General features: G+C 39.9%; 19 protein-coding genes and 3 pseudogenes. 12 read left to right on the top strand and 10 right to left on the bottom strand.

Going from position 1 to position 20,536, the window contains the following annotated elements; translation table 11 throughout:
• From ABD915_RS10310 to ABD915_RS07115, 8 genes and pseudogenes are all read right to left on the bottom strand, one after another.
• Positions 1-71 (bottom strand): annotated as a pseudogene (locus ABD915_RS10310) (IS607 family transposase); the annotation flags it as partial.
• 284 nt (positions 72-355) lie between these two features.
• Positions 356-595 carry a hypothetical protein gene (locus ABD915_RS07145; RefSeq protein WP_425548196.1) on the bottom strand — a complete coding sequence of 80 codons (240 nt, stop codon included), beginning with the start codon at positions 593-595 and terminating at the stop codon, positions 356-358.
• A gap of 260 nt (positions 596-855) precedes the next feature.
• Entirely contained in the window at positions 856-1,260 is a 405-nt protein-coding gene (locus tag ABD915_RS07140; protein ID WP_345116925.1) for a hypothetical protein, read from the bottom strand.
• Between the two features lie 1,072 nt (positions 1,261-2,332).
• Positions 2,333-2,748 (bottom strand): annotated as a pseudogene (locus tag ABD915_RS07135) (helix-turn-helix domain-containing protein).
• A 1,068-nt stretch (positions 2,749-3,816) separates the two neighbouring features.
• Complete coding sequence (locus ABD915_RS07130) at positions 3,817-4,977, bottom strand: HNH endonuclease family protein (protein ID WP_345116924.1); 1,161 nt, start codon at positions 4,975-4,977, stop codon at positions 3,817-3,819.
• Positions 4,978-4,986: 9 nt separating this feature from the next.
• Entirely contained in the window at positions 4,987-5,865 is an 879-nt protein-coding gene (locus ABD915_RS07125; protein ID WP_345116922.1) for a hypothetical protein, read from the bottom strand.
• 8 nt (positions 5,866-5,873) lie between these two features.
• A complete protein-coding gene (locus tag ABD915_RS07120; protein ID WP_345116920.1) occupies positions 5,874-6,992 on the bottom strand; it encodes an adenine-specific methyltransferase EcoRI family protein in 1,119 nt (372 codons plus the stop codon).
• Positions 6,993-7,043: 51 nt separating this feature from the next.
• Positions 7,044-7,277, bottom strand: coding sequence for a DUF6471 domain-containing protein (locus ABD915_RS07115; protein ID WP_345116918.1), 234 nt, complete (start codon positions 7,275-7,277; stop codon positions 7,044-7,046).
• 237 nt (positions 7,278-7,514) lie between these two features.
• On the opposite strand from ABD915_RS07115, the gene ABD915_RS10305 reads away from it, so the two are divergent.
• Positions 7,515-7,754 carry a hypothetical protein gene (locus tag ABD915_RS10305; protein WP_425548197.1) on the top strand — a complete coding sequence of 80 codons (240 nt, stop codon included), beginning with the start codon at positions 7,515-7,517 and terminating at the stop codon, positions 7,752-7,754.
• Between the two features lie 190 nt (positions 7,755-7,944).
• On the opposite strand, the pseudogene ABD915_RS07110 reads toward ABD915_RS10305, so the two are convergent.
• Together ABD915_RS07110 and ABD915_RS07105 are read right to left on the bottom strand one after the other, a co-directional pair.
• Positions 7,945-8,403, bottom strand: a pseudogene (locus tag ABD915_RS07110) (TIR domain-containing protein).
• 411 nt (positions 8,404-8,814) lie between these two features.
• Positions 8,815-9,477, bottom strand: coding sequence for a thiamine phosphate synthase (locus ABD915_RS07105; protein WP_345116916.1), 663 nt, complete (start codon positions 9,475-9,477; stop codon positions 8,815-8,817).
• A 115-nt stretch (positions 9,478-9,592) separates the two neighbouring features.
• Here ABD915_RS07105 and ABD915_RS07100 point away from each other — a divergent pair, with 115 nt between their 5' ends.
• The 11 genes from ABD915_RS07100 to ABD915_RS10300 form a co-directional block, all read left to right on the top strand.
• Positions 9,593-10,735 (top strand): OpgC family protein, encoded by a 1,143-nt coding sequence (locus ABD915_RS07100; protein ID WP_345116914.1) that lies wholly within the window; start codon positions 9,593-9,595, stop codon positions 10,733-10,735.
• A 169-nt stretch (positions 10,736-10,904) separates the two neighbouring features.
• Positions 10,905-11,423 (top strand): DUF1465 family protein, encoded by a 519-nt coding sequence (locus tag ABD915_RS07095; RefSeq protein ID WP_345116912.1) that lies wholly within the window; start codon positions 10,905-10,907, stop codon positions 11,421-11,423.
• Between the two features lie 1,069 nt (positions 11,424-12,492).
• Positions 12,493-13,002: a crossover junction endodeoxyribonuclease RuvC gene (gene ruvC / locus ABD915_RS07090; protein WP_345116910.1), complete on the top strand. Its 510-nt coding sequence runs from the start codon at positions 12,493-12,495 to the stop codon at positions 13,000-13,002.
• Positions 12,999-13,616, top strand: a complete 618-nt coding sequence (gene ruvA, locus ABD915_RS07085; protein ID WP_345116908.1) for a Holliday junction branch migration protein RuvA — start codon at positions 12,999-13,001, stop codon at positions 13,614-13,616. The genes ruvC and ruvA overlap by 4 nt, the downstream gene beginning before the upstream one ends.
• Positions 13,617-13,628: 12 nt before the next feature.
• Entirely contained in the window at positions 13,629-14,723 is a 1,095-nt protein-coding gene (ruvB, locus tag ABD915_RS07080; RefSeq protein WP_345116906.1) for a Holliday junction branch migration DNA helicase RuvB, read from the top strand.
• Between the two features lie 211 nt (positions 14,724-14,934).
• Positions 14,935-15,372: a tol-pal system-associated acyl-CoA thioesterase gene (ybgC, locus tag ABD915_RS07075; protein WP_345116904.1), complete on the top strand. Its 438-nt coding sequence runs from the start codon at positions 14,935-14,937 to the stop codon at positions 15,370-15,372.
• A gap of 415 nt (positions 15,373-15,787) precedes the next feature.
• On the top strand, positions 15,788-16,501 hold the full coding sequence (tolQ, locus tag ABD915_RS07070) for a protein TolQ (protein ID WP_345116902.1): 714 nt from the start codon (positions 15,788-15,790) through the stop codon (positions 16,499-16,501).
• A gap of 11 nt (positions 16,502-16,512) precedes the next feature.
• Complete coding sequence (tolR, locus tag ABD915_RS07065) at positions 16,513-16,965, top strand: protein TolR (protein ID WP_345116901.1); 453 nt, start codon at positions 16,513-16,515, stop codon at positions 16,963-16,965.
• 77 nt (positions 16,966-17,042) lie between these two features.
• The gene (locus tag ABD915_RS07060; protein ID WP_345116899.1) at positions 17,043-18,572 is read left to right on the top strand and encodes a hypothetical protein; all 1,530 of its coding nucleotides are present in this window, start codon (positions 17,043-17,045) and stop codon (positions 18,570-18,572) included.
• A 47-nt stretch (positions 18,573-18,619) separates the two neighbouring features.
• Entirely contained in the window at positions 18,620-19,942 is a 1,323-nt protein-coding gene (gene tolB / locus ABD915_RS07055; RefSeq protein ID WP_345116927.1) for a Tol-Pal system beta propeller repeat protein TolB, read from the top strand.
• 521 nt (positions 19,943-20,463) lie between these two features.
• Positions 20,464-20,536 (top strand): MerR family transcriptional regulator (locus tag ABD915_RS10300; RefSeq protein ID WP_486303703.1); only part of this gene is annotated, 73 nt, incomplete at its 3' end.

Genomic DNA, 20,536 nt, shown 5'->3' with positions numbered 1-20,536 from the left:
CAACGTCGTAGAGTGCTAATAGAAACCCCCAAAGCTTGAGCGGCCTTACCTATCCCAACAAATCTATTCATAATACGTATTATTACATAGATATAAATAGATTACAAGTAAACTGTGTAAACCCTATCAAAACTGCGTCATCAATATTGGATCAATCCTGCTCTGTTTTCAAAAATGATCAATCTGTAGAATTTGTATGGACGTATCATATAAAATGATCTGCTACCTATGCAAATTTTCCAAACAAAGGAGAGCCAACCGATTTTGAAGATTTCGCAAAATAGAAGAGCTTCTATGAGGCTTTGAGCCGTGTCCTTTTCACACTATAAGGCGCTGTTTAGGCGTCATAAGAGTGCTATTTCAGCGCCATAAGGCCATAAGAAACTCTTCCACAATACGGTAAAGGTACGAACATCAGTGAGCGGAAGAGGTATATCTTAGGTTGGTTATATCTTAGAGCTTGCGCTAAATTGTAATTTTTACATGTCTCACCAAGCACATGGTTAGCATTCACACCTGCCATTTCAAGCCGAAGAGCGAGGGTGCTTATAGCAGCTTTCCCATTTAAAACCTTGGAAAATGCTGTACGAGACATAGCAAGTTATTCCGCTGCTTCAGTCATAGATAAGCCAAGTTCTATGATTACATCTTCACGCAATAATTCACTAAAGTGTGGAGGATTTTGCATTATTTTTAAAGTCATAACTCTCGTATCCTTATGAAATACAGAAAAAATTTATTCACTCTGGCTAAAAAACAAGGGTTTTTATTGAGGTACAAATCTCTTTTCTTTCGCAAGGACTTTTAAGTCTTTACGTCTGAAATATAGAGAATGTCCACGCTAAATGGGGGGATTCATCTATTATCATAAATACGTATATAATAACTTGGTTCTCCAGCCCAATCATACTGAAGAACAGAAATTATACGTCCATCATCCTTTGGTGTTAGTCTGTAAATTAAATTCATACCTATATTTTGCTGTTTTTGGGGTTGATCTGTATAGATCACGTGATATCCCTTCTGTCGCAACAGATTGACAAATAAAGGAGTAAAGTTGTCTGCTGTATTATTTTTCTTTATAATAAGGGTGGTTGTAGCGGGCGGTAAAGGTCTTTTGATCGTGCGAACATAATCATTAGCGATGAATTTTGCAGCATTCTTCGTAAGACCTGGACCAACATAACTTGATGAAAAACCATTCACAGATGCACAGCCAGCCGCCAGCACAAGCGGTGATAGCAATAAATATTTTAACATCTTAATTCCCCCTATTTAATTGTTACGCCCTCATGGGAAGCTCTTACATCAAAATAAGAGCAACTTTGCTTATAACTGTACTAACAACATGTTGATTTCCAATCAAGCGGTAATTTTTTCATTCGTTTTTTTTTAAAAACTACGCTCATCTTCCATAGCACTTAAAGCTTATACTTAATATACAAAATATATATGTTAAAAGTACGCAAAACATATGTAAGGCATATAGTTTACATATATTGTACAATTATTTTCATGGTGTGCTGTAGGAATTAGAGTCCTTTTAAAATTAGACTTATCAGATAAGGAAATGCGGCCATTGGATGACTTTGCCAAGCCAAGTAAAATGATCTCTTTTGTTACCATAACGTTGAAATTATAACGGGGAGGAAGAGTGATTGTTGGTTGAATGTTTAGATTTTTATGGTCACTTCAATCTCGATCTCGCCCCATAGGAATTAAAACATTTTGACCAGTCGCTGAATTGTAAACGCTTTCTCTTACCTAGGCTATGATTTTTCTAGGAAAGTCACTGTTCACACCACTTATCGTAACACTCGGAATAACGGTTCCAGCCTTAATTTCAAGGTTTGCTTGAAGTGCTTCTTGCCGTGTATATTTTCAATAAACTTCTGCTTCTGGTGATTGTGATAAAAAAGCAATCTTTTATGTTTGCATGTTAAGGATACGTCCTCCATCACCATTATAAAATGATGCGTTGGGTGCTATTCCAGATTGACCAAATAAATTTTCAAGCGTTATTTTTTGAGGGCTGCGCTTTTAAAAAATATGCATAAATGCTTATCCTGTTGTGCTGTAAATACTATCGTTTAAGGGTGGTGCTGTAAGGCATAAAACTTCATTCATGGGGTGTTTTTATGAGAGAGTGTGGTGAATATTCAGGATAGGGCTTGCCCATATAATCTTGTGAAATGAACCACATGAAATGGGAAGCTAAAGACCCGCTCTGAGAAGCTGGATTGCTTACCAACCGGTGCGGAAAGGGATCCCCGTCCTTTGAGGTGTGTGAGGTAGGTCAAGAACAGAGAGTGTAGCACCCTATATTATGCTTTTAAAAATTTTCATTCTGATCAGAGAGTAACTGTAGAATTGCTTTCTGTTTTACAGAGGTCAGGATTCTAAATCTTTTTAAGAGCAGGTATTCCTCTCTGCTCGATATTGTTTCATCATGATGGTATGGGGTTTCTTGTTTTGTTAAGAGATCAGCGTAAAAAAAGGAAAGTGGAACATTCAGTATATCGGCAATTTCCTTCAAACGCCCCGCACTTACACGATTCAATCCTTTTTCGTACTTTTGGATTTGTTGGTAGCTTACACCTAAGCAGTGCCCTAATTCCTTTTGAGACATTTTCAACATTTTTCTTCTAAGCGAATTTTTTTGCCTATAAATTTGCCTATAAAAATGTCGTTAAAAAGATTTTTGGCTCGCATTTTAAAGTCCCCCACCGGGTGCGAGCGCCCTCGCATTGGTATTCCGGGAGTCTAAAACTGAACCTAAATCAGCATTTTGCTTTTAGTGCTGAGAGCACTTGGACATAGCAAAATCTCCCGGAATTCCGGGATACCCGCAAAGCGGGGTCAATTCATGTTTAGGTTTCGGGTTTTAGAGCCCTATTGGTCGTTGCGTATACGACCAAAAACATTTGCTGGATAATAAAGTAATTTCAAAGGATTTACAATAAAAATGAAAACAGCTTTTGTAACGTCTCATTTTTCAATGAGAGGTGCAGAGTTTCTTATCAAATCAAGTGGAGTTAGGAAATTCACGGGAGATGTGTACACTGCTGACACTCTCAATTTGCTTTGTAGTGACTTTGTACACTGATAGTTTGGGATAAGATAGTTTGGATGCGCTATGATTTCCCACAATCCTAGCACCCTTTCACTTCGGTGGTACAGGTACGGGTGTTCAGCCAATGGTCGTATCAAGCTTTGAAGAGTCTTTTCATTCATCGCGCGCGGTGGGTGGATGGATTTTCACGGGTAGTGTGCGTTAAAATCTGATATAAATCATTGCCCGCTGAAGGCAACAAGACAATTGCTAACATTAGGATTACTTTTGTTTGGTTTTAAGCTGTTCTATTCATGCTTCCATTAATGTTTCCATTTCAGCCATAATTTTATCATGTGGCACGTGCAGGATATGGATTCGTAAGGTTCATTGCACCCTTGTCATGTCGCTACGCAGTATTGTGGACTTGTCTGTTCAATGGTCTCAAATTCTGAGACGAGCGGAGAAAGGGCGGTATTTATAGTGGTGTTTCCTTTCCATTTTTCTCTATTTTAGGTGTTGAGTATAAATTATTATTCATTTTGCCTCTATTTTTCATAAATTCTCAATTTTAAAATATTCTCTTGGCTTAAACGATAAATTACTCTATAAACTCCTCTTTAGAGGAAGAGGTTCAATATTTCCCCGCTGGAATACCCCAATGTGACTTCTTTCTCTATTTTTATTTTTAAAATTTTAAAATCAAAAAAAACTCTCTCATTATGTAGCACTTGCACAGAACCAATGTTTATTAGTGATTTGTGTTATTTATTACCCTTAGCTCTATTATGAGTTTTGCATAATATTTCACAATTGGCCTTGTCGGTTGCTCCCCCTTTACTCCAAGCGGTCACATGATCTGCATCCATGTCTGCAAGTTTCCAAATTTTATTTTTATTGACATTGTCACTGATTGCACATAGCGGGCAGTTTGAAATACCATTCACTTCAGCATTGGCGGTTTGTTTGGCATAGGTCGATTTTTTGGTAGCTTCATCAAATACTCTTACATCAAGTAATTTTTTATCCATCATACCACCTAGCACATATTCAAAAATTCCTTTACGGTCTTTGACATAAGGATCTGCATATAGGGTTTTTACTTGCTCACTAATGGTTTGCGGATTGTAAGGCTTGGGTTTGTAGGTTTCATATAGTCGCCCCCATTCTAAACCCTGCATTTCTTTCTCAACAGTAGTAAAAATCCCTGATACCCAGTCAATTACGGTATTAAAATAGGTTTTTAGTTCGCTGATGTTGTTATCATGGCGGTGACGGCTCATATAGTCGCCTACATTGTTATGGCTAACCCATTCAAGGGCGGTAGCTAAAAAGTCTTGGCGTAAAGCTGATCCTCGCACATAACTCGCCCATTTGTTAATATTGGCGTTTTGGCTGTTGCTAAATTCGGCTTTCGCTAGGGTTACAAATTTGCCTGAATAGACAGCGTTTAATAATTCTTGTTCATTGAGTGGTACGCCTGCAATGTTGATGGTTTTAAACCAGTTTTTAATTTCGATTTCCTCACCGTCACACACATATACTAAAAGATTGGTTTTATTAATCAAATCTTGCTGTTCAGGTGGTAGTGAGTCGAAATATTGCGGGGTCTTATTGTTATCCATAATGGCAAATTTATTGGTAACAAATCGCCCGATACTGGTAATGCGTTGCTGTCCGTCTAAAACCTCATAGATACCATCCCCTGTTTGGTTAAAATACAACAAACCCAATGGGTAGCCCTTTAGGATAGATTCAATAACGGCAACATCACGTTTACCATCAGCATAGATATAATTGCGTTGGTATTCAGGTTGAATGGTAAGTTTTCCTGATAAGCCAAATAAGCCTTTGCCTTCAAATTCGTTGTAGGTGAATCCATGACAGATATCGGCAATGGTATAGGTCTTAAGCGTGGTTTTCATAAATTATCCTTATTTCCCCTTAGATGCTTCATCAGCGACAACGTTTAACATGAGTTGAATTATAGAAATACAATCAAGGGCATTTTTAATTTTTAATTTTCGATATTTTGCGGTGCTAGACTTATTGAAATTATTTGACTGCATAGAGCCATAATATGATATCGTGTCATCAAGCATCATTTCTTTGGTAGCTCCACCGACAAAATAGACAACCAAATCTCGTTTCAAAAATAAATTATCATCAAAATACTGTTCACTTAAAAACTTAACTGTAGTAGCGCTATAATCTATGCCGCCTTTATTATTTTTAACGAACTGCCCGTTACTGTAATCAAGACTAAAAAGAAAACGCAAATAGAAATCTTTATCCATTTCTATAGTTTTAACATGGTTAGTATAAGTACCTAATATATCAAAATCTTTTAGTATAGCCTCTGCTATCGGCTTAAATGGAAAAGAGGAGCGTATCTCTACTGTTTTTACGGCTTGATGTTCAATGTCTGATTGATCTTTCCATCTTTTGATAATCTTTATATCAACTTGATTGATAGAATTGTTTGAACTATCTATTTGTATAGAAACATTTTTACTTGTATTGTAGTGATTAAGCATAGTAAAGCATAATTGCTCAATGATAAGACCGTGCAAGCCTTTTAACTGAATTTCTCTTAAATTTCTCGTATCACCTGACGAATTGGCTGAATTAAAATTTATATGGCTTAAACGCTTTTTTGCAATCTCAACAATATTTCGAGTGTTTTGATTATCAGGTGTAAGCACAATACGCTGTATTCTAAATGGTAGATTCTTGAAATAATCACATCGGGTCATGTGATTATTGTCAAATAGCATTTGCCCATCATTATAATCTATATATTCAATATACATATTAGGCACTATTCTGCTTGTATGAGGATTCGTGAATACATTCGATTACCTTTAATGTAAGCACGGTCTAACTTACCATTCCAATCAGCAACAGCTAAATCACTTAATAATCCATTTTTGACATCTAAATCCATACCAATAATTTTAAATTGTTCAGGGTTGTGTTTGTCTAAAAAGCTAATAGGCACACCCATAATACCTTTATAATCGCTTGGTGTAGCGATAGTTACGGGTATCTCAATGGCGTTGTAATTATCGTATTTTTGATAAGCATTTTTTCCTTGAATTTTCTTATTAAATTTAAGATTTTCTGCCATTGTCATCAGTTGCAAGGGTTTATGTCGTCTGCCATGGTCGATATTTGTAAACCAACGAACACCTTTTACACGAATATATTTATTCCCCTCGTTATCAATTCTAAATCCTGCCGCTTCAAGTGGATAGCTTTCAGGTACTCTAAACTCTCTATCACCACTATTAATGGTCGCACCTAACCATGCTTCATTGTTTTTAATGAGTGAAAATATGTCTTTACAGGTAATGGTGTTCATATTTCCAATAATGGAAAATTGTTTATCCGCTTCCACTATCCATGCCAAAAACTCACGAAATAGCGAAAAGGGTGGATTGGTGATAATCATATCCGCTTCATCTCGCAAGGCTTTGATTTCATCCGTTTTAAAATCTCCTGTGCCATTAAGGTAATGCCATTGCAAATCCTTAATATCGACTTTGCCGTCATGGTTACTATCTTTATCAAGGATGAATATTTTACCCTGTTTTACCGATTTATCTTTGTCATAATTCGGGCTTTGAGTTTCAAATAAAGACGGCTGATAATCAGCTTGTAAATCTTTACTGGTATGTGCGTAGCTGGTGCTAATGAGTTTTTTTAAGCCAAATCGTTCAAAGTTTTGAGCGAAATACTTGGTAAAGTTACTCCAATCGGGGTCATCACATGGTAAAAAGACAATTTTACCTCGAAAAACGTTAGCGTCATAGTCAAGGTAGGCTTGCATTTCCTTTTCAATATCGTTGTATTGCGTGTAAAATTCATCCTTTTTGGCACTTTTGGCTTTAGATAAGCCACTATTTTTACTTTCAAGATGTGCATCATTATTAAACATATTAAAACCTTCTCACTAAGACCAACTCAAAACTATCGTTTATAAAAAATGTTATTGAATCAAACGAATTTCATTGCACCCAATCGCAGTCAAAACCTGCAACATAAAGTCCGCCCCAAAAGCCCCACGAGAAATCTTGTTGCTAAGGTTCTGTGGAGTTTCCTCAATACCTAAGTCTTTTAACTTTGCTGCCACATCAGCATAGCTAAGGTTTCTAAGGACAATTTCCGCTTTAACAATGCCTTTGGCTTTATTTCGCCATTCATCGCTCTTTGAGTGTTGCATATCGTATTTTCTCACTATTTAAAACATATAATCATTATAAAAGATTATAAACCTATTGTCAAAATTGGTTATAAGGCGTATAATCATCACAAACGATGATTAACAGGCTTAAATTATGAGCAAACACTTTTTACTAATAGCCCATGCTCGTAATATATTGCCACTAGCCATTGCTCGGTTAAGTGATGATAAGTGCCATGCCATGCTGTGTGAATTGCGTTGGGTAGTACAGAAATCGTGGTTTGCTCGAAATGCCAAGTACAACATAAAGCCTATTACATTGTCAGTCATAAACAATGGCAATGTAAGCATTGCAAATATCGCTTTAGTGTAACATCAAATACTATCTTTGCTCATCATAAGTTGCTATTATGGGCAATTCTTTTTGCCTGTGCCATTTACGTCAATGCGGTGAAGGTATACGACAAAAAATACTTGCTCAATGTTAAAATGATTATCGGAGGGGGGATAAAGTGATTTTAGGGGATTGCAGTAAAAATGAAAAAGCTTTTGTAACGTCTCATTCTTTAATGAGAGGCATTCCGCTACTCATCAAATCAAAAATGACGAGAAAAACGGTGGCAGTTTTGCGCAGTGATCTTGTTTGTTAAAGCGAATTATAAGAAAATGGAATGTATTTAAAAACTAAAGGTGGCGTTGTTTAAATTTAATTTAATGCATCAGCGAGTTGTTTTGCATTAATAGTAAAACCAGAAGCGTGTAATCGATTGACGAGTTTTGAAACTGTTTCTTTTACGTGGTTCTTGAAAGGAATATATAAAATTCCACCAATATCTGAAGGCACTTCAACGTCTTGTTTTCTTAGAATGGCAACATTTTTTCGAGAAAGCGCGGAGATTAACATGCCCATTTAAAGAATAACGTTTTGTCGCGCACGAGGTTTTGCTGCTGTTTCACCTTTAGATTTGGCATAGCCAAAGTCATCGGGAGTAAGTAGTACAATACCAAATTTTGTAGAACGGGTTGGCGTACAGATTTCTTTTTCTAAAGCCTCAATTATAGTTAAACCATTACCGCTCGTATTTTGTAAGATGTAAGGTTTCAGATTAAGCTTAAGAAGAATAAGTTGAAGTTGCTCTAAAGCAGAATGATCATGACCATGCACGATAAAGATTTCTGGAGAAGGGGATTTTGAGACATTGGAAACAGTCTTTGGAGAAGAAGCTTGTGATTTTTCTTCTATATGCTTAGCTAAATCTTTTTCTAGCTTTTGCTTCGTGATTTCTCCACCTTGAAATTGAAGTGTTCCTTTTTTTCATACCAGTTAACTATTGCTCCAGTAGAGACTTTGAGCCGATGTCCTATTTTAATGGATTGAGAGTATAAGGGTTTCTCTGCTGTGATTTTAACTCCAGTTTTGCAAACGATGTTTTTAAAATCTTCAAAGGTTCCTCTGTATTCCATTTTTGCTCCCCTTTTGTATTCCCTTTTCTGTAACTGTGTGTGCTACCTAGACAGAGCAGGAATGAGAGTGCAATTTTTATCAATGCCTTATTTTATGAATGCTTCCCCCACATCACAAGGGGAATTCTTTACATTTTTCTTGTATCATTTCAAGTATCATCAAAGGATTGTCGTGGGCGAAAATGATCTCTTCTACGGCAATGAATTCACAGGCGGTTTTTACCACTTCATCAAAGGTTGAAAAATCACTCCCCGCTTGCACAACAGCAGGGATTTCCATAATCTCTGCCCACCATTTTGCCAATTGGACATTACGGGGATGTGCGTGCGGTTTTTTATCAGCACCGAGTTTTCCAAAAAACAGATAATCAACCCCCGCTTCGCCAGCAAGCATGGCGCTATGGCGATTGCGTAAATTTCCAAAGCCGATGATTTTTTGTTCCTTTTTCTGATTTTCATAGTAGGTGAGAGCGTTAAAATCTCCCTCTACATGCAAACCATCGGCTTTTATGCGTCCGGCAATGCGGCTATCACCAGCGATGAGAAGGGCGGCGTCATTCTTTTGGACATCCTCTGCGTAGATTTGCGCTTGTTTTTGTAAAAAAGCTTCATCATCACTCATCCCTTGCGAGTCATAGAGGATCACGCAGGCAAAAGATTTGCTTTGCAGCATTTGGCGCAAAATGTTGGATTCTAAGGTGCGCCGGACATCTAATGTCAAAATTAATTGAGGAAAAGGATAGGGGGAAATCGGTCTATTCTTTTGTTTTGTCATAAAAAAATCCCTTCTCTCTGAAAAATTATTGACTCTTAAAAATTAAAGCTTCATCTTAACTGGTCGTTCTTTGGTGAGGTAGACGACTACTTTTGTGATTTATGGGGGTCCGTTTATGGGATACCAGAGTGTTTTGAATCATAATACGCAGCCTTTTCGTCGTGATACACGCATTGATGTTTTTCGTTCTTTAGCCTTGTTGACCATTTTCATCAACCATATTCCTGGTAACCTCTATGAAACTATAACACATAGAAACTTTGGTTTTTCTGATTCAGCAGAAGTCTTTGTTTTGCTTTCAGGGGTTTCTCTTGGATTGAGTTTTCATGCGCGCTTACATCAGGAGTCTTTTACTGTGCTTGTGCGTAAACTGTGGAAAAGAGCGCTTCAGCTTTATGGGGCATATCTTTTTACAACCTTTGCAACTTTAAGCCTTTTTTTAACAGGATTTTTATTGTGGCGTACGGAAAAGCTTTTATCGATGAATAATGTGGGTCTCTTTGTTACACAGCCCTTCGTTGCATTTTGGAGCACTTTGAGCTTTGGACATCAATTAGGCTATAATAATATTCTTCCGCTTTATATTGCTTTGATGCTTTTTGCGCCTTTTGCACTCTATTGGGGCTGTAAACGGAAAGGGGTGTTGCTTTTAGGCTCGTTCATGCTCTATCTCCTCTGTGGATTTTATCAAATTGCTCCGCCTTCTTATCCCCTAGAGGGGAAATGGTTTTTAAATCCTTTGTCTTGGCAATTCTTATTTGTCATAGGCTTAGTGAGTACTTTATCTCTCAAACAAGGCAAACAAATCGCTTTTAAACCCTTTTGGATTGTTGTTTCAGCCGCATATCTTTTGCTCGCATTGTTATGGGTTCGCTTAAACTGGTGGGGCGTCTTGGGGTGGTTGCAATGGTCTTCCCCGTTGGTTAATTTTAATAAAACCTTTTTAAGTCTGCCGCGTTTGCTCCATGTTATAGCGTTAGCAACGCTCATCCTCTGCTTACCTCGCTTGCATCAGTGGTTTCATGTCTCACCACAAAATCCTCTAGCAATTTTAGGAAAACACAGTTTACCAGTCTTTGTGACAGGGACTGTTTTTGCTATGTTTGGACAAATTTTAAAAACAGTGATGACAGGAACGTTTTTTTCCGATAGCCTCTTGATTGTAAGTGGTCTTGCCATGCAATTGGGGGTGGCTTATTATTATGAAAAACGCCAGCTTTTTTACCAATTGTCTTTAAGGAAACCTATCAGGTTGTAACACTGTTCATTGGCACGTTAACCCTAATATGAGAAGGACATTGCACAAAAATTTTAAAAAAGCTACTCAATTGCAAAAAAAACATTCTATACAGCAATATAAGGAAACTTTTTCGTTCTCAATTCGTTGAGTGTCGTGATTTTTGTGCTGAGAGTTGGAGTATACAAGCGTGAGCGCACATAAACGTCCCTATGATCAACCCATTAACATGATTGAGCATAATGCTTTTGAAAATGCTTTTAATCGGCTCTATGAAGAAACGATGACGCTGATCGAAGAAACAGCAACCTATATTGATACCGAAGGGAAATTCGCTGCTCGTTCTCTCTCTGCTGAAGTTTCTGCACTCTATGCAAGAGAAGCCATGTACTTAAGTACACGGCTTATGCAAATAGCTTCTCAACTCCTGCTTCTGCGTGCAGAGCGCGAAGGAGAAATGTCACAAGAACAAATACAAAAAGAAATTGCAAAAGTATCGCTTCATACGCCAACGTTGAAGTTAGAAAGTGCACATTGGCAAGAATTTCCAGAGGTTTTTCGCCATTTTGTCGCGCGTTCACTTCGTCTCGAAGCACGTATGCAATATATACGTACCGGTAAAGAAGGCGTATCTTCTCATCTCTTGGAAGATGATAATCCAGTGGGCAAACAAATCCAATTGCTTAAAACCGCATTTCGGCGCCTTTAAACGATCTTGAAGCGAGAATAATTTTGTATCAGGGATAGTCTGGTGAGACAGTCTTGTGTATGCGGGAATTTTGTCCTTCGTTTCTCTCTTCTCTCTTCTCTCTTCTCTCTTCTCTCTTCTCTCTTCCCTTCCGGATGTTTTTCATTTTTTTCTGTGAGAGCCGATTTTTATGGACGCTCTGTTTATCGTGCTGGATTCTTCCTTGCTTTTCTTTGCTGGAAAACCTCCTTGTCGCTGTGGGTAGAAAGTATAGCCTTTGTTTTCAAAGAGAGGATTGGTATTGAGGGGGCGGGGTGTTTACTTCTTTTGAGCTGTGTAGGCAAATATACATATACGCGCTGGATATAGGCAGCTTGGGGGAAGAGGATATGCGCTGAAAAAGAAGGTGCCTCTTCCCTTCCGGTTGGTTTTCATTTTTTTTCTGTGAGAGCCGATTTTTATGGACGCTCTGTTTATCGTGCTGGATTCTTCCTTGCTTTTCTTTGCTGGAAAACCACTTTGTCGCTGTGGGTAGAAAGTATAGCCTCTGTTTTCAAAGAGAGGATTGGTATTGAGGGGGCGGGGTGTTCGCTTCTTTTGAGCTGTGTAGGCAAATATACATATACGCGCTGGATATAGGCAGCTTGGGGGAGAGGATACGCGCTGAAAAAGAAGGTGCCTCTTCCCTTCCGGTTGGTTTTCATTTTTTTCTGTGAGAGCCGATTTTTATGGACGCTCTGTTTATCGTGCTGGATTCTTCCTTGCTTTTCTTTGCTGGAAAACCACTTTGTCGCTGTGGGTAGAAAGTATAGCCTCTGTTTTCAAAGAGAGGATTGGTATTGAGGGGGCGGGGCGTTCGCTTCTTTTGAGCTGTGTAGGCAAATATACATATACGCGCTGGATATAGGCAGCTTGGGGGGAGAGGATACGCGCTGAAAAAGAAGGTCTCTCTTTTCATCTCTTGGAAGATGATAATCCAGTGGGCAAACAAATCCAACAAGGGGAAAACCTATCCAATTGTCTTTTGGGTTTGTTCTATTTGCTTGTGTGCATCTATTCAAATAAGGAAAAAGTGTATAGAGTTGGCTTTATGGCAGAGACGATTCGTATTATAGGCATTGATCCCGGATTACGGCGAACAGGGTGGGGCATTATCGATTTCTCTGGCAATCGTCTTCAATTTGTGGCAGCAGGTACGCTTACTTCTGATGCACGTTGTGATCTCGCTTCTAGGCTATGCCAACTTTACAAAGGGCTTGCAGATGTTTTGCATCAATTTATGCCCCATGAAGCTGCCGTGGAGCATGTGTTTGTCAATAAGGATGCTGCGGCAACTTTAAAACTTGGTCAAGCGCGCGCTATTGCTCTCCTTGTTCCAGCGCAAGCCGGTCTTCCAATTTCCGAATATGCTCCGAACAAAGTTAAAAAATCGGTTATTGGTGTTGGCCATGGAGAGAAGGAACAAATTCACATGATGGTGAAAGTTCTTCTCCCACGTGCTGAATTTGATAGTAGTGACGCCGCTGATGCTCTTGCTCTTGCTCTTTGCCATAGTACCCACCGCATCAGCATCTCTCATCGTGCAAGGGTTTCGGCATGATTGGTAAATTAAAGGGTATTCTTGAACACATCTTTGATGAGCATATCATTCTGGATGTTCATGGTGTGGGCTATGTCGTTTTTATCTCAAATCGGTTGCGTCCTTCTTTGCCAGCTCTTGGTGAGAGCTTGAGTCTCTTTATTGAAACCCAAGTTCGTGAAGACGCTATCCGTCTTTTTGGTTTTGTGACAAGAGCCGAACAAGAGTGGTTTTGTCTTTTGCAGAATGTGCCTGGTGTCGGCGCAAAGGTCGCTTTGGCAATTTTGGGCACTTTATCACCCGATGAAATCGCACAAGCAATTGCCTTGAACGATATTGCAATGGTGAGCCGTGCTCCAGGTGTGGGCAAAAAAGTGAGCGAGAGAATCGTAAGCGAACTGAAAAGCAAAGCACTCCCCTTTAATGACAATGTGCTCCATCGCGCGCCAAGCCCGCATCTAGAGGTGATCAATCAACCTACAAACGAAGCTCTCTCCGCTTTGATCAAGCTGGGTTTTGAACGTGATCAAGCAGCGCGTGCTCTTGCCTTAGCGACAAAAGCTCTTGAAGGCGAAAACGTTTCCTCTGCACTGCTTATTCGTCATAGCCTCAAATTGCTTTCTCCTCCCACTTAATACAAGGTAACAATGCATAAAGATGAAGATCAACGCCTTTTGGGGGCTGTTCCCCTTCCAAACGATCCAGATCGTTCCTTAAGACCACAAGTGCTCGATGACTTTATTGGTCAAGAGGCGGCACGGGCAAATTTAAAGATATTCATTGAAGCGGCAAAGGTACGCCAAGAAGCACTCGACCATGTTTTGTTCGTGGGACCACCTGGTTTGGGAAAAACAACGCTTTCACAAATTATGGCTAAAGAATTAGGGGTGAATTTTCGCTCTACTTCAGGTCCGGTTATTGCTAAAGCTGGAGATTTGGCTGCGCTCTTAACCAATCTAGAAGAACGCGATGTGCTGTTTATTGATGAAATTCATCGTTTAAATCCGGCTGTTGAAGAAATTCTTTATCCAGCCATGGAAGATTATCAGCTGGATCTTATCATTGGTGAAGGACCGGCCGCTCGTTCGGTTAAAATTGATCTTGCCAAATTCACCCTCGTTGCGGCAACAACGCGTTTGGGGCTTTTGACCACACCCTTACGTGATCGCTTTGGTATCCCAATCCGTCTCAATTTTTATACCATAGAGGAATTGGAATATATCGTGCAGCGCAATGCGCGCCTTTTTTCGGTACAGATCAGTGATGATGGTGCCCATGAAATTGCACGCAGGGCACGTGGTACGCCACGGATAGCTGGGCGGCTGTTACGCAGGGTTTGTGATTTTGCTTTGGTCAAGCGGGCAAAAAAAATTGATCGCAAAGTTGCTGATGAAGCGCTTTCTCGTCTTGAAGTGGATCATCTTGGTCTCGATCCGCTTGACCATCGCTATTTGCGACTGATTACAGAAACTTTTTTAGGGGGACCGGTGGGGATTGAAACAATTGCTGCTGCCCTCTCAGAACCACGTGATGCTATTGAAGATATTGTTGAACCCTATCTTCTCCAACAAGGGTTTATTCAGAGAACCGCGCGTGGTCGAATTTTAACCCAAAAAGCTTGGAGCCATTTAGGGCTTTCTGCTCCAGCTTCCACGACCTCAACACAAAAACGTGCACAACTGTCCGATACACAAGACAGTTCACTCCTTCAGACAACTTTATGGGATGAAGAAGATGGCTGATATCTTCTTTTGAAAGAAACTTGCACACGCTTTTTATGGACAACAAGCTCTTTCTAGTACGCAAACCGCAAATGGTCAAATTTTTACCAAAAAAGCTTAAGATCCTGTAAGATTTTGTGTTCCAGCTTTCATGACTTCAACATAAAAACATGTTCAACTGTCGGTATATAAGATAATTTATCACACTAAACAATTTTATAGGACAGAATAAATGACAGAAAAAAGCTCTTTTAAAAAGAATCAAGAAAATGCTTTTCATAATTTTCAGGTGCGGGTTTATGTCGCTGATACAGATTTTTCTGGCGTGGTTTACCATGCGCGCTATTTAGAATTTTTTGAACGGGCACGTTCAGAATTTCTAAGGGATACAGGTTTTAATAACCATTCTTTCGCATCTGGAATTGAGAGAGAAAAATTGTTTTTTGTGGTTCGTCATATGGAAATCAATTTTTCCAAACCAGCACAAATCGACAATCTTTTAACAATCAAAACACGGGTTAATCGCATTCAAGGGGCCCGCTTTTTCATGGAGCAATATATTTTGCGTGAGGCGGTAATGTTGGTAACAGCAAAAGTTGAAATTGCTCTCATTAATGACACAGGAAAACCGCGACGTTTACCTAAAGAGTTTTCGGCGATTCTTGTTTAAAACTGTACTTTAGTGAAAAAATCAATATCGTATGGATTCTTTGACCGAAAAGAGACTGGGGGACCGAAAAGAGACTGGGGGACCGAAAAGAGACTGGGGGACCGAAAAGAGACTGGGGGACCGAAAAGAGGCTGGGGGACCGAAAAGAGGCTGGGGGACCGAAAAGAGGCTGGGGGACCGAAAAGAGGCTGGGGGACTGAAAAGAGGCTGGGGGACTGAAAAGAGGCTGGGGGACTGAAAAGAGACTGGGACTGAAAAGAGACTGGGGGACCGAAAAGGGGCTGGGACTGAGAAGGGACTGGGACTGGGGGACTGGAGAGGGACGGAAATTTCTTTTCTTAAGTTTAGAAACTATAAAACAATCTGTTTTATTGAGTTTTAACAAATGAACCTTTCATTTAGAGGAACAAAAATTATGCCACACATAGAATTAACAAATCCAGAAACGATTGGCATGTTGCACTTGTTTCTGCAAGCGGGTTTCCTTGTTAAAGCTGTTATGATTGGTTTATTGCTGGCTTCTATATGGAGTTGGGCAATTATTTTTGATAAAATGTTTACCTATCGGAGAATACGGCGTGAAATAAAACAATTTGAACGCATCTTTTGGTCTGGGAAACCTCTAGAGGACCTCTATGCAACGTGTAAAAGTCAGCGCACCAGTAGTATATCTGCTGTTTTTATAGCCGCAATGGTGGAATGGAAAAAATCCCTCGCAAAAGGAGTCCATACATCGACAAGTTTGCAGAGCAGAATTGATAAGGCTATGGATCTTACTTTAGGGCGTGAAAGTGCAAAAATAGAATCAAAATTAAGCTTTCTTGCTACACTTGGATCAGCTGGTCCTTTTATCGGCCTTTTTGGAACGGTTATTGGTATTATGAGTTCCTTCCTTTCCATTTCGGCTTCTCAAAATACTTCACTTGCGATTGTGGCACCAGGTATTGCAGAGGCTCTTTTGGCTACCGCTATTGGTTTGTTCGCCGCAATTCCAGCTGTTATTGCCTATAACAAATTGGTCAATGAAAGTGCTCAGATTATCGCACAAATAGAAAATTTCGCCGATGAATTTTCGACAATTGTCTCACGGCGTATTGATGAGACACTTACATCTGATTCATCATTATAAGGGAGCTGTCCATGGCAATTTCTGTTGCTTCTTCTTCTCGAAAAAATACACGCAGACAGCGTCGTTCACGCAGTCAATTGATGAGTGAAATCAATGTAACACCTTTTGTTGATGTCATGCTGGTGTTGTTGATTATTTTCATGGTTTCTGCTCCACTGTTGGTTAACGGTGTTCCCCTTGATTTGCCACACAGTCAAGCGGGGCCTGTGCGAATGGAGAGCACGCCACTTACGGTGTCACTCGATGCACAAGGGCGCTTAGCTATCAATCAAGACTATTACGATACATCTGAAGCTCTCATTGCACAACTTAAAGCCCAATTGGAGAGCGATCCTAAACAAAAAAACCAACGTATTTTCGTGCGGGCTGCTAAAACGATTGAATATCAAAAAGTGTTACAACTGCTCGCAGACCTTCAAAAAGCAGGTTTTTCACAAGTTGCTTTAGCAAGTCTAGCGCAATAAAATTTATTATAAACTGTCGCATGGTGTCTGGAAAAAAACAGTTCACGTGTAAAAGTAGAAAAACGCAAGGCATAACGATGAAAGAAGACTCTTATCATAGTATGAAACGAGGCTTGGCTTTATCCCTTGCAGCACATGTATTGTTTCTCAGCTGGGGGGCTGTTCACTTGATCAATCCTGTCTCTCTACCACAACCACTGGAAGCAATACCGATTACCCTTGCTCCTTTGGCTGAAGAGTTTTCTTCAAAACAAGGTGCATTGAATGCTCCGGTGGGGGCAATCCCCGCCGTGAAGCCAACCACAAAACCACAAGAAAAAGAAGAAGCACATCATTTTGGAGAAGGGCAGGTGGATACTCTCGCGCCCTTCAAACAGGACGAAAAACCGCGGCCCGTTGAGGCAACTTCTGCACCATCGGAGCCTTCACTATCGGCAGAAGAAAAGACGCCTGAAAAAACTGTATCACAACCTCAAGTACAAGAATTCCTAGAGACCAAAACACAGAAAATTCCAGAAGAGCAGCAAGAAGTTGTTGAGAAGATTGTGCCAGAGCAGATGCCGGTCGTACCACAACAGAATGTTGAAAAGGTTGTGCCAGAGGCTGCTCTAGAAGAGCAGCAAGAAGTTGTTGAGAAGATTGTGCCAGAGGCTGCTTTAGAAGAGCAGCAAGAAGTTGTTGAGAAGATTGTGCCAGAGCAGATGCCGGTCGTACCACAACAGAATGTTGAAAAGGTTGTGCCAGAGGCTGCTCTAGAAGAGCAGCAAGAAGTTGTTGAGAAGATTGTGCCAGAGGCTGCTTTAGAAGAGCAGCAAGAAGTTGCTGAGAAGATTGTGCCAGAGCAGATGCCGGTCGTACCACAACAGAATGTTGAAAAGGTTGTGCCAGAGCAGATGCCGGTCGTACCGCAACAGAATGTTGAAAAGATTGTGCCAGAGGCTTCTCGAGAGATGCGTAAAAATGAGGAGGTAGTATTGCCGCAAACTGCCCATAGGGTAGAAAAAATGCCTGGAGAGCAAATGCAAATACAGCAACACCCCTCCAAAGTTGCACTCCCTGATAGATCTCCTCTTCCGCAGTTAAAACCGAAATCTGTTAAACAGTCCACAACACAGAAGGTGCAAACTACGAAAAAACAAAATCAACAAATGGCTGAACAGACAATTGAAGAGATTTTGGCAATGGAAGACAAAAATTTGTTTAATCGTGCACGCACACAAGGAGGTGGAGCAAAACGCTCAAGCAAACCAGAAGCTTTAGGGGCAAGAAAAAAGATCAATGATACCACAAAAATGGCACAAACATTGGTCAACATAGTTGGGGGGTGTATTCAAAAAAAACTTAAACTCGTTGCTCTTGGTGGAGATTTAAAAAACCGTCCGGTTGTGCGTTTGCGATTTTACTTAAATCGTGAAGGAATGGTCGTGGGAGACCCTATCATTGATCCCTTAAGCGGTGAAGAAAGTCAGCAAAGCATTATGATAAGACAGGTGTATGCAGCTGTTTTTTCATGCCAACCTTATACAGATCTTCCACACGATCAATATGATTTATGGGGACAGGGCTTCGATTTTAATGTTGATCCCCTTCAAGAGATAACCCAATGAAATACAAAATATATTTTTCCGCTTTCAATGAAAAGGTACACTCCATGATGGTTATGACGAGACATAAATTTCTTTCTTGGTTTTTTGTCACCGTAGGTTTGTGGCTTTCGAGTTTTTCATTTTCTTATGCACAATTGAAAGGCACTATTTCCAGCGCTGATTTTAATCCTATTCCCATTGCAATCACCAATTTTATCTCTAATGATTCAATTGGAGCAAAGATAACGGCCGTGATTACAGCCGATCTTGAAAGATCAGGTCTTTTTTTACCGCTTGATAAGGACTCTTTTTTTGAAAGAATCACTAATCCAAACAGTCAACCGCATTTTTTTCAGTGGCAGAAAATAAAGGCGCAAGGCTTGGTTACGGGGCAAGTTCTTAGGGAAACTGACGGACGATTGAGAGTCGATTTCCGTTTATGGGATGTCTTTGGGCGTCGACAACTCAAAGGACGGCGTTTTTATACAGCTACAGAACGTTGGCGCCGTGTGGCGCATATGATCGCAGATCAGATCTATAGTGAGATGACTGGAGAAAGTGGTTATTTTGATACACGGATTGTTTTTATAGATGAAACAGGTCCCCAAAATGCACGTATCAAACGCTTAGCAATTATGGATCAGGATGGAGCAAATTTGGTCTATATTTCGGATGGCAGTGAATTGGTGCTTACACCGCGCTTTTCACCAAAACGACAAGAAATTACCTATATGGCCTACGAATATAATCAAACACCCCATGTTTATCTTCAACAAATTGAAATGGGACAAAGGGAGCTGATAGGGTCCTTTGACAATATGACTATTGCGCCGCGCTTTTCTGCTGATGGACAAAAAGTGATCATGAGTTTATTGCAAAATGATGGAAGTGCAAATCTTTATACCATGGATTTACGTACCCGTACAATGACGCGGCTTACAACAACTCCAGCTATCGATACTTCAGCTTCTTATTCGCCTGATGGGACACAAATCGTCTTTTCATCGGACCGTAGTGGAAAGCCGCAAATCTATACAATGAATGTGGATGGCAGCAATGTTCAGCGTATTTCTTCAAACGAGGGAAGCTATTCTACACCCATTTGGTCTCCACGGGGTGATTATATCGCTTTTACAAAACAATCGGAGGGACAATTTTCTATCGGCGTTATGCGTCCTGATGGGAAAGAAGAACGAATTTTAACCACAGGATTTCACAATGAAGGACCAACTTGGGCTCCTAATGGCCGCGTGCTGATGTTCTTTCGCAAAAATCCCGGCATGGGACCTAAAATTTATACAATTGACATCACGGGACGCAATGAACGCCAATTACCCACACCTAATGATGCATCTGATCCAGCATGGTCGCCATTGCTCAATATGAAATAAAAAACAAGCTGCTCGATAAAAATTAAACAACATAGATAATGACATACTGGCAATGCAGTACCATATTTACAGCTTCAGAAGAGGGGGGCTGCATTTGTAATCCGTTTATCTCCATATAGCGCAAGCTTTACACTGCATCTGTTATAGTCTTGTAGAAAATGCGTTTTCTTGTTCTTCTGCGAAAACGCCCTTGTTAAACAATTTAAACAATGGCGAGAAAGCGTTTTAGATCTCTAAATAAAGCTTTTTTTGAAAATATTTTAGAGTGCATGAGGCGCTTTACTTTGAAGGGGGGATGTCTCAAGAAATAAGATCAACGCATTGATTTATAATGGTAATTTATCTATTTTCCACTTGAACAAGAGCTCCGAATACAGAAAAATTTCTTCCTTTAAAGCTGTTTGTCATAAATCAAGAACAACCGTCTGCTTGCATATCACAAGTGGAATGGGCGTGTGGATAAAACCAGGGTTTACACAGTTTACTTGTAATCTATTTATATCTATGTAATAATACGTATTATGAATAGATTTGTTGGGATAGGTAAGGCCGCTCAAGCTTTGGGGGTTTCTATTAGCACTCTACGACGTTGGG

The sequence above is a fragment of the Bartonella jaculi genome (genome assembly GCF_039543045.1).
Classification (GTDB): Bacteria; Pseudomonadota; Alphaproteobacteria; order Rhizobiales; family Rhizobiaceae; genus Bartonella; species Bartonella jaculi.
This window is presented reverse-complemented; position numbering and strand designations above follow the sequence as displayed.

Bases quoted from the DNA above. Each gene is read 5' to 3' on its own strand.
- ABD915_RS07145 (WP_425548196.1), bottom strand. From the start codon at position 595: ATGTCTCGTACAGCATTTTCCAAGGTTTTAAATGGGAAAGCTGCTATA.
- ABD915_RS07140 (WP_345116925.1), bottom strand. From the start codon at position 1,260: ATGTTAAAATATTTATTGCTATCACCGCTTGTGCTGGCGGCTGGCTGT.
- ABD915_RS07130 (WP_345116924.1), bottom strand. From the start codon at position 4,977: ATGAAAACCACGCTTAAGACCTATACCATTGCCGATATCTGTCATGGA.
- ABD915_RS07125 (WP_345116922.1), bottom strand. From the start codon at position 5,865: ATGTATATTGAATATATAGATTATAATGATGGGCAAATGCTATTTGAC.
- ABD915_RS07120 (WP_345116920.1), bottom strand. From the start codon at position 6,992: ATGTTTAATAATGATGCACATCTTGAAAGTAAAAATAGTGGCTTATCT.
- ABD915_RS07115 (WP_345116918.1), bottom strand. From the start codon at position 7,277: ATGCAACACTCAAAGAGCGATGAATGGCGAAATAAAGCCAAAGGCATT.
- ABD915_RS07105 (WP_345116916.1), bottom strand. From the start codon at position 9,477: ATGACAAAACAAAAGAATAGACCGATTTCCCCCTATCCTTTTCCTCAA.
- ABD915_RS07100 (WP_345116914.1), top strand. From the start codon at position 9,593: ATGGGATACCAGAGTGTTTTGAATCATAATACGCAGCCTTTTCGTCGT.
- ruvC (WP_345116910.1), top strand. From the start codon at position 12,493: ATGGCAGAGACGATTCGTATTATAGGCATTGATCCCGGATTACGGCGA.
- ruvA (WP_345116908.1), top strand. From the start codon at position 12,999: ATGATTGGTAAATTAAAGGGTATTCTTGAACACATCTTTGATGAGCAT.
- ruvB (WP_345116906.1), top strand. From the start codon at position 13,629: ATGCATAAAGATGAAGATCAACGCCTTTTGGGGGCTGTTCCCCTTCCA.
- ybgC (WP_345116904.1), top strand. From the start codon at position 14,935: ATGACAGAAAAAAGCTCTTTTAAAAAGAATCAAGAAAATGCTTTTCAT.
- tolQ (WP_345116902.1), top strand. From the start codon at position 15,788: ATGCCACACATAGAATTAACAAATCCAGAAACGATTGGCATGTTGCAC.
- tolR (WP_345116901.1), top strand. From the start codon at position 16,513: ATGGCAATTTCTGTTGCTTCTTCTTCTCGAAAAAATACACGCAGACAG.
- ABD915_RS07060 (WP_345116899.1), top strand. From the start codon at position 17,043: ATGAAAGAAGACTCTTATCATAGTATGAAACGAGGCTTGGCTTTATCC.
- tolB (WP_345116927.1), top strand. From the start codon at position 18,620: ATGGTTATGACGAGACATAAATTTCTTTCTTGGTTTTTTGTCACCGTA.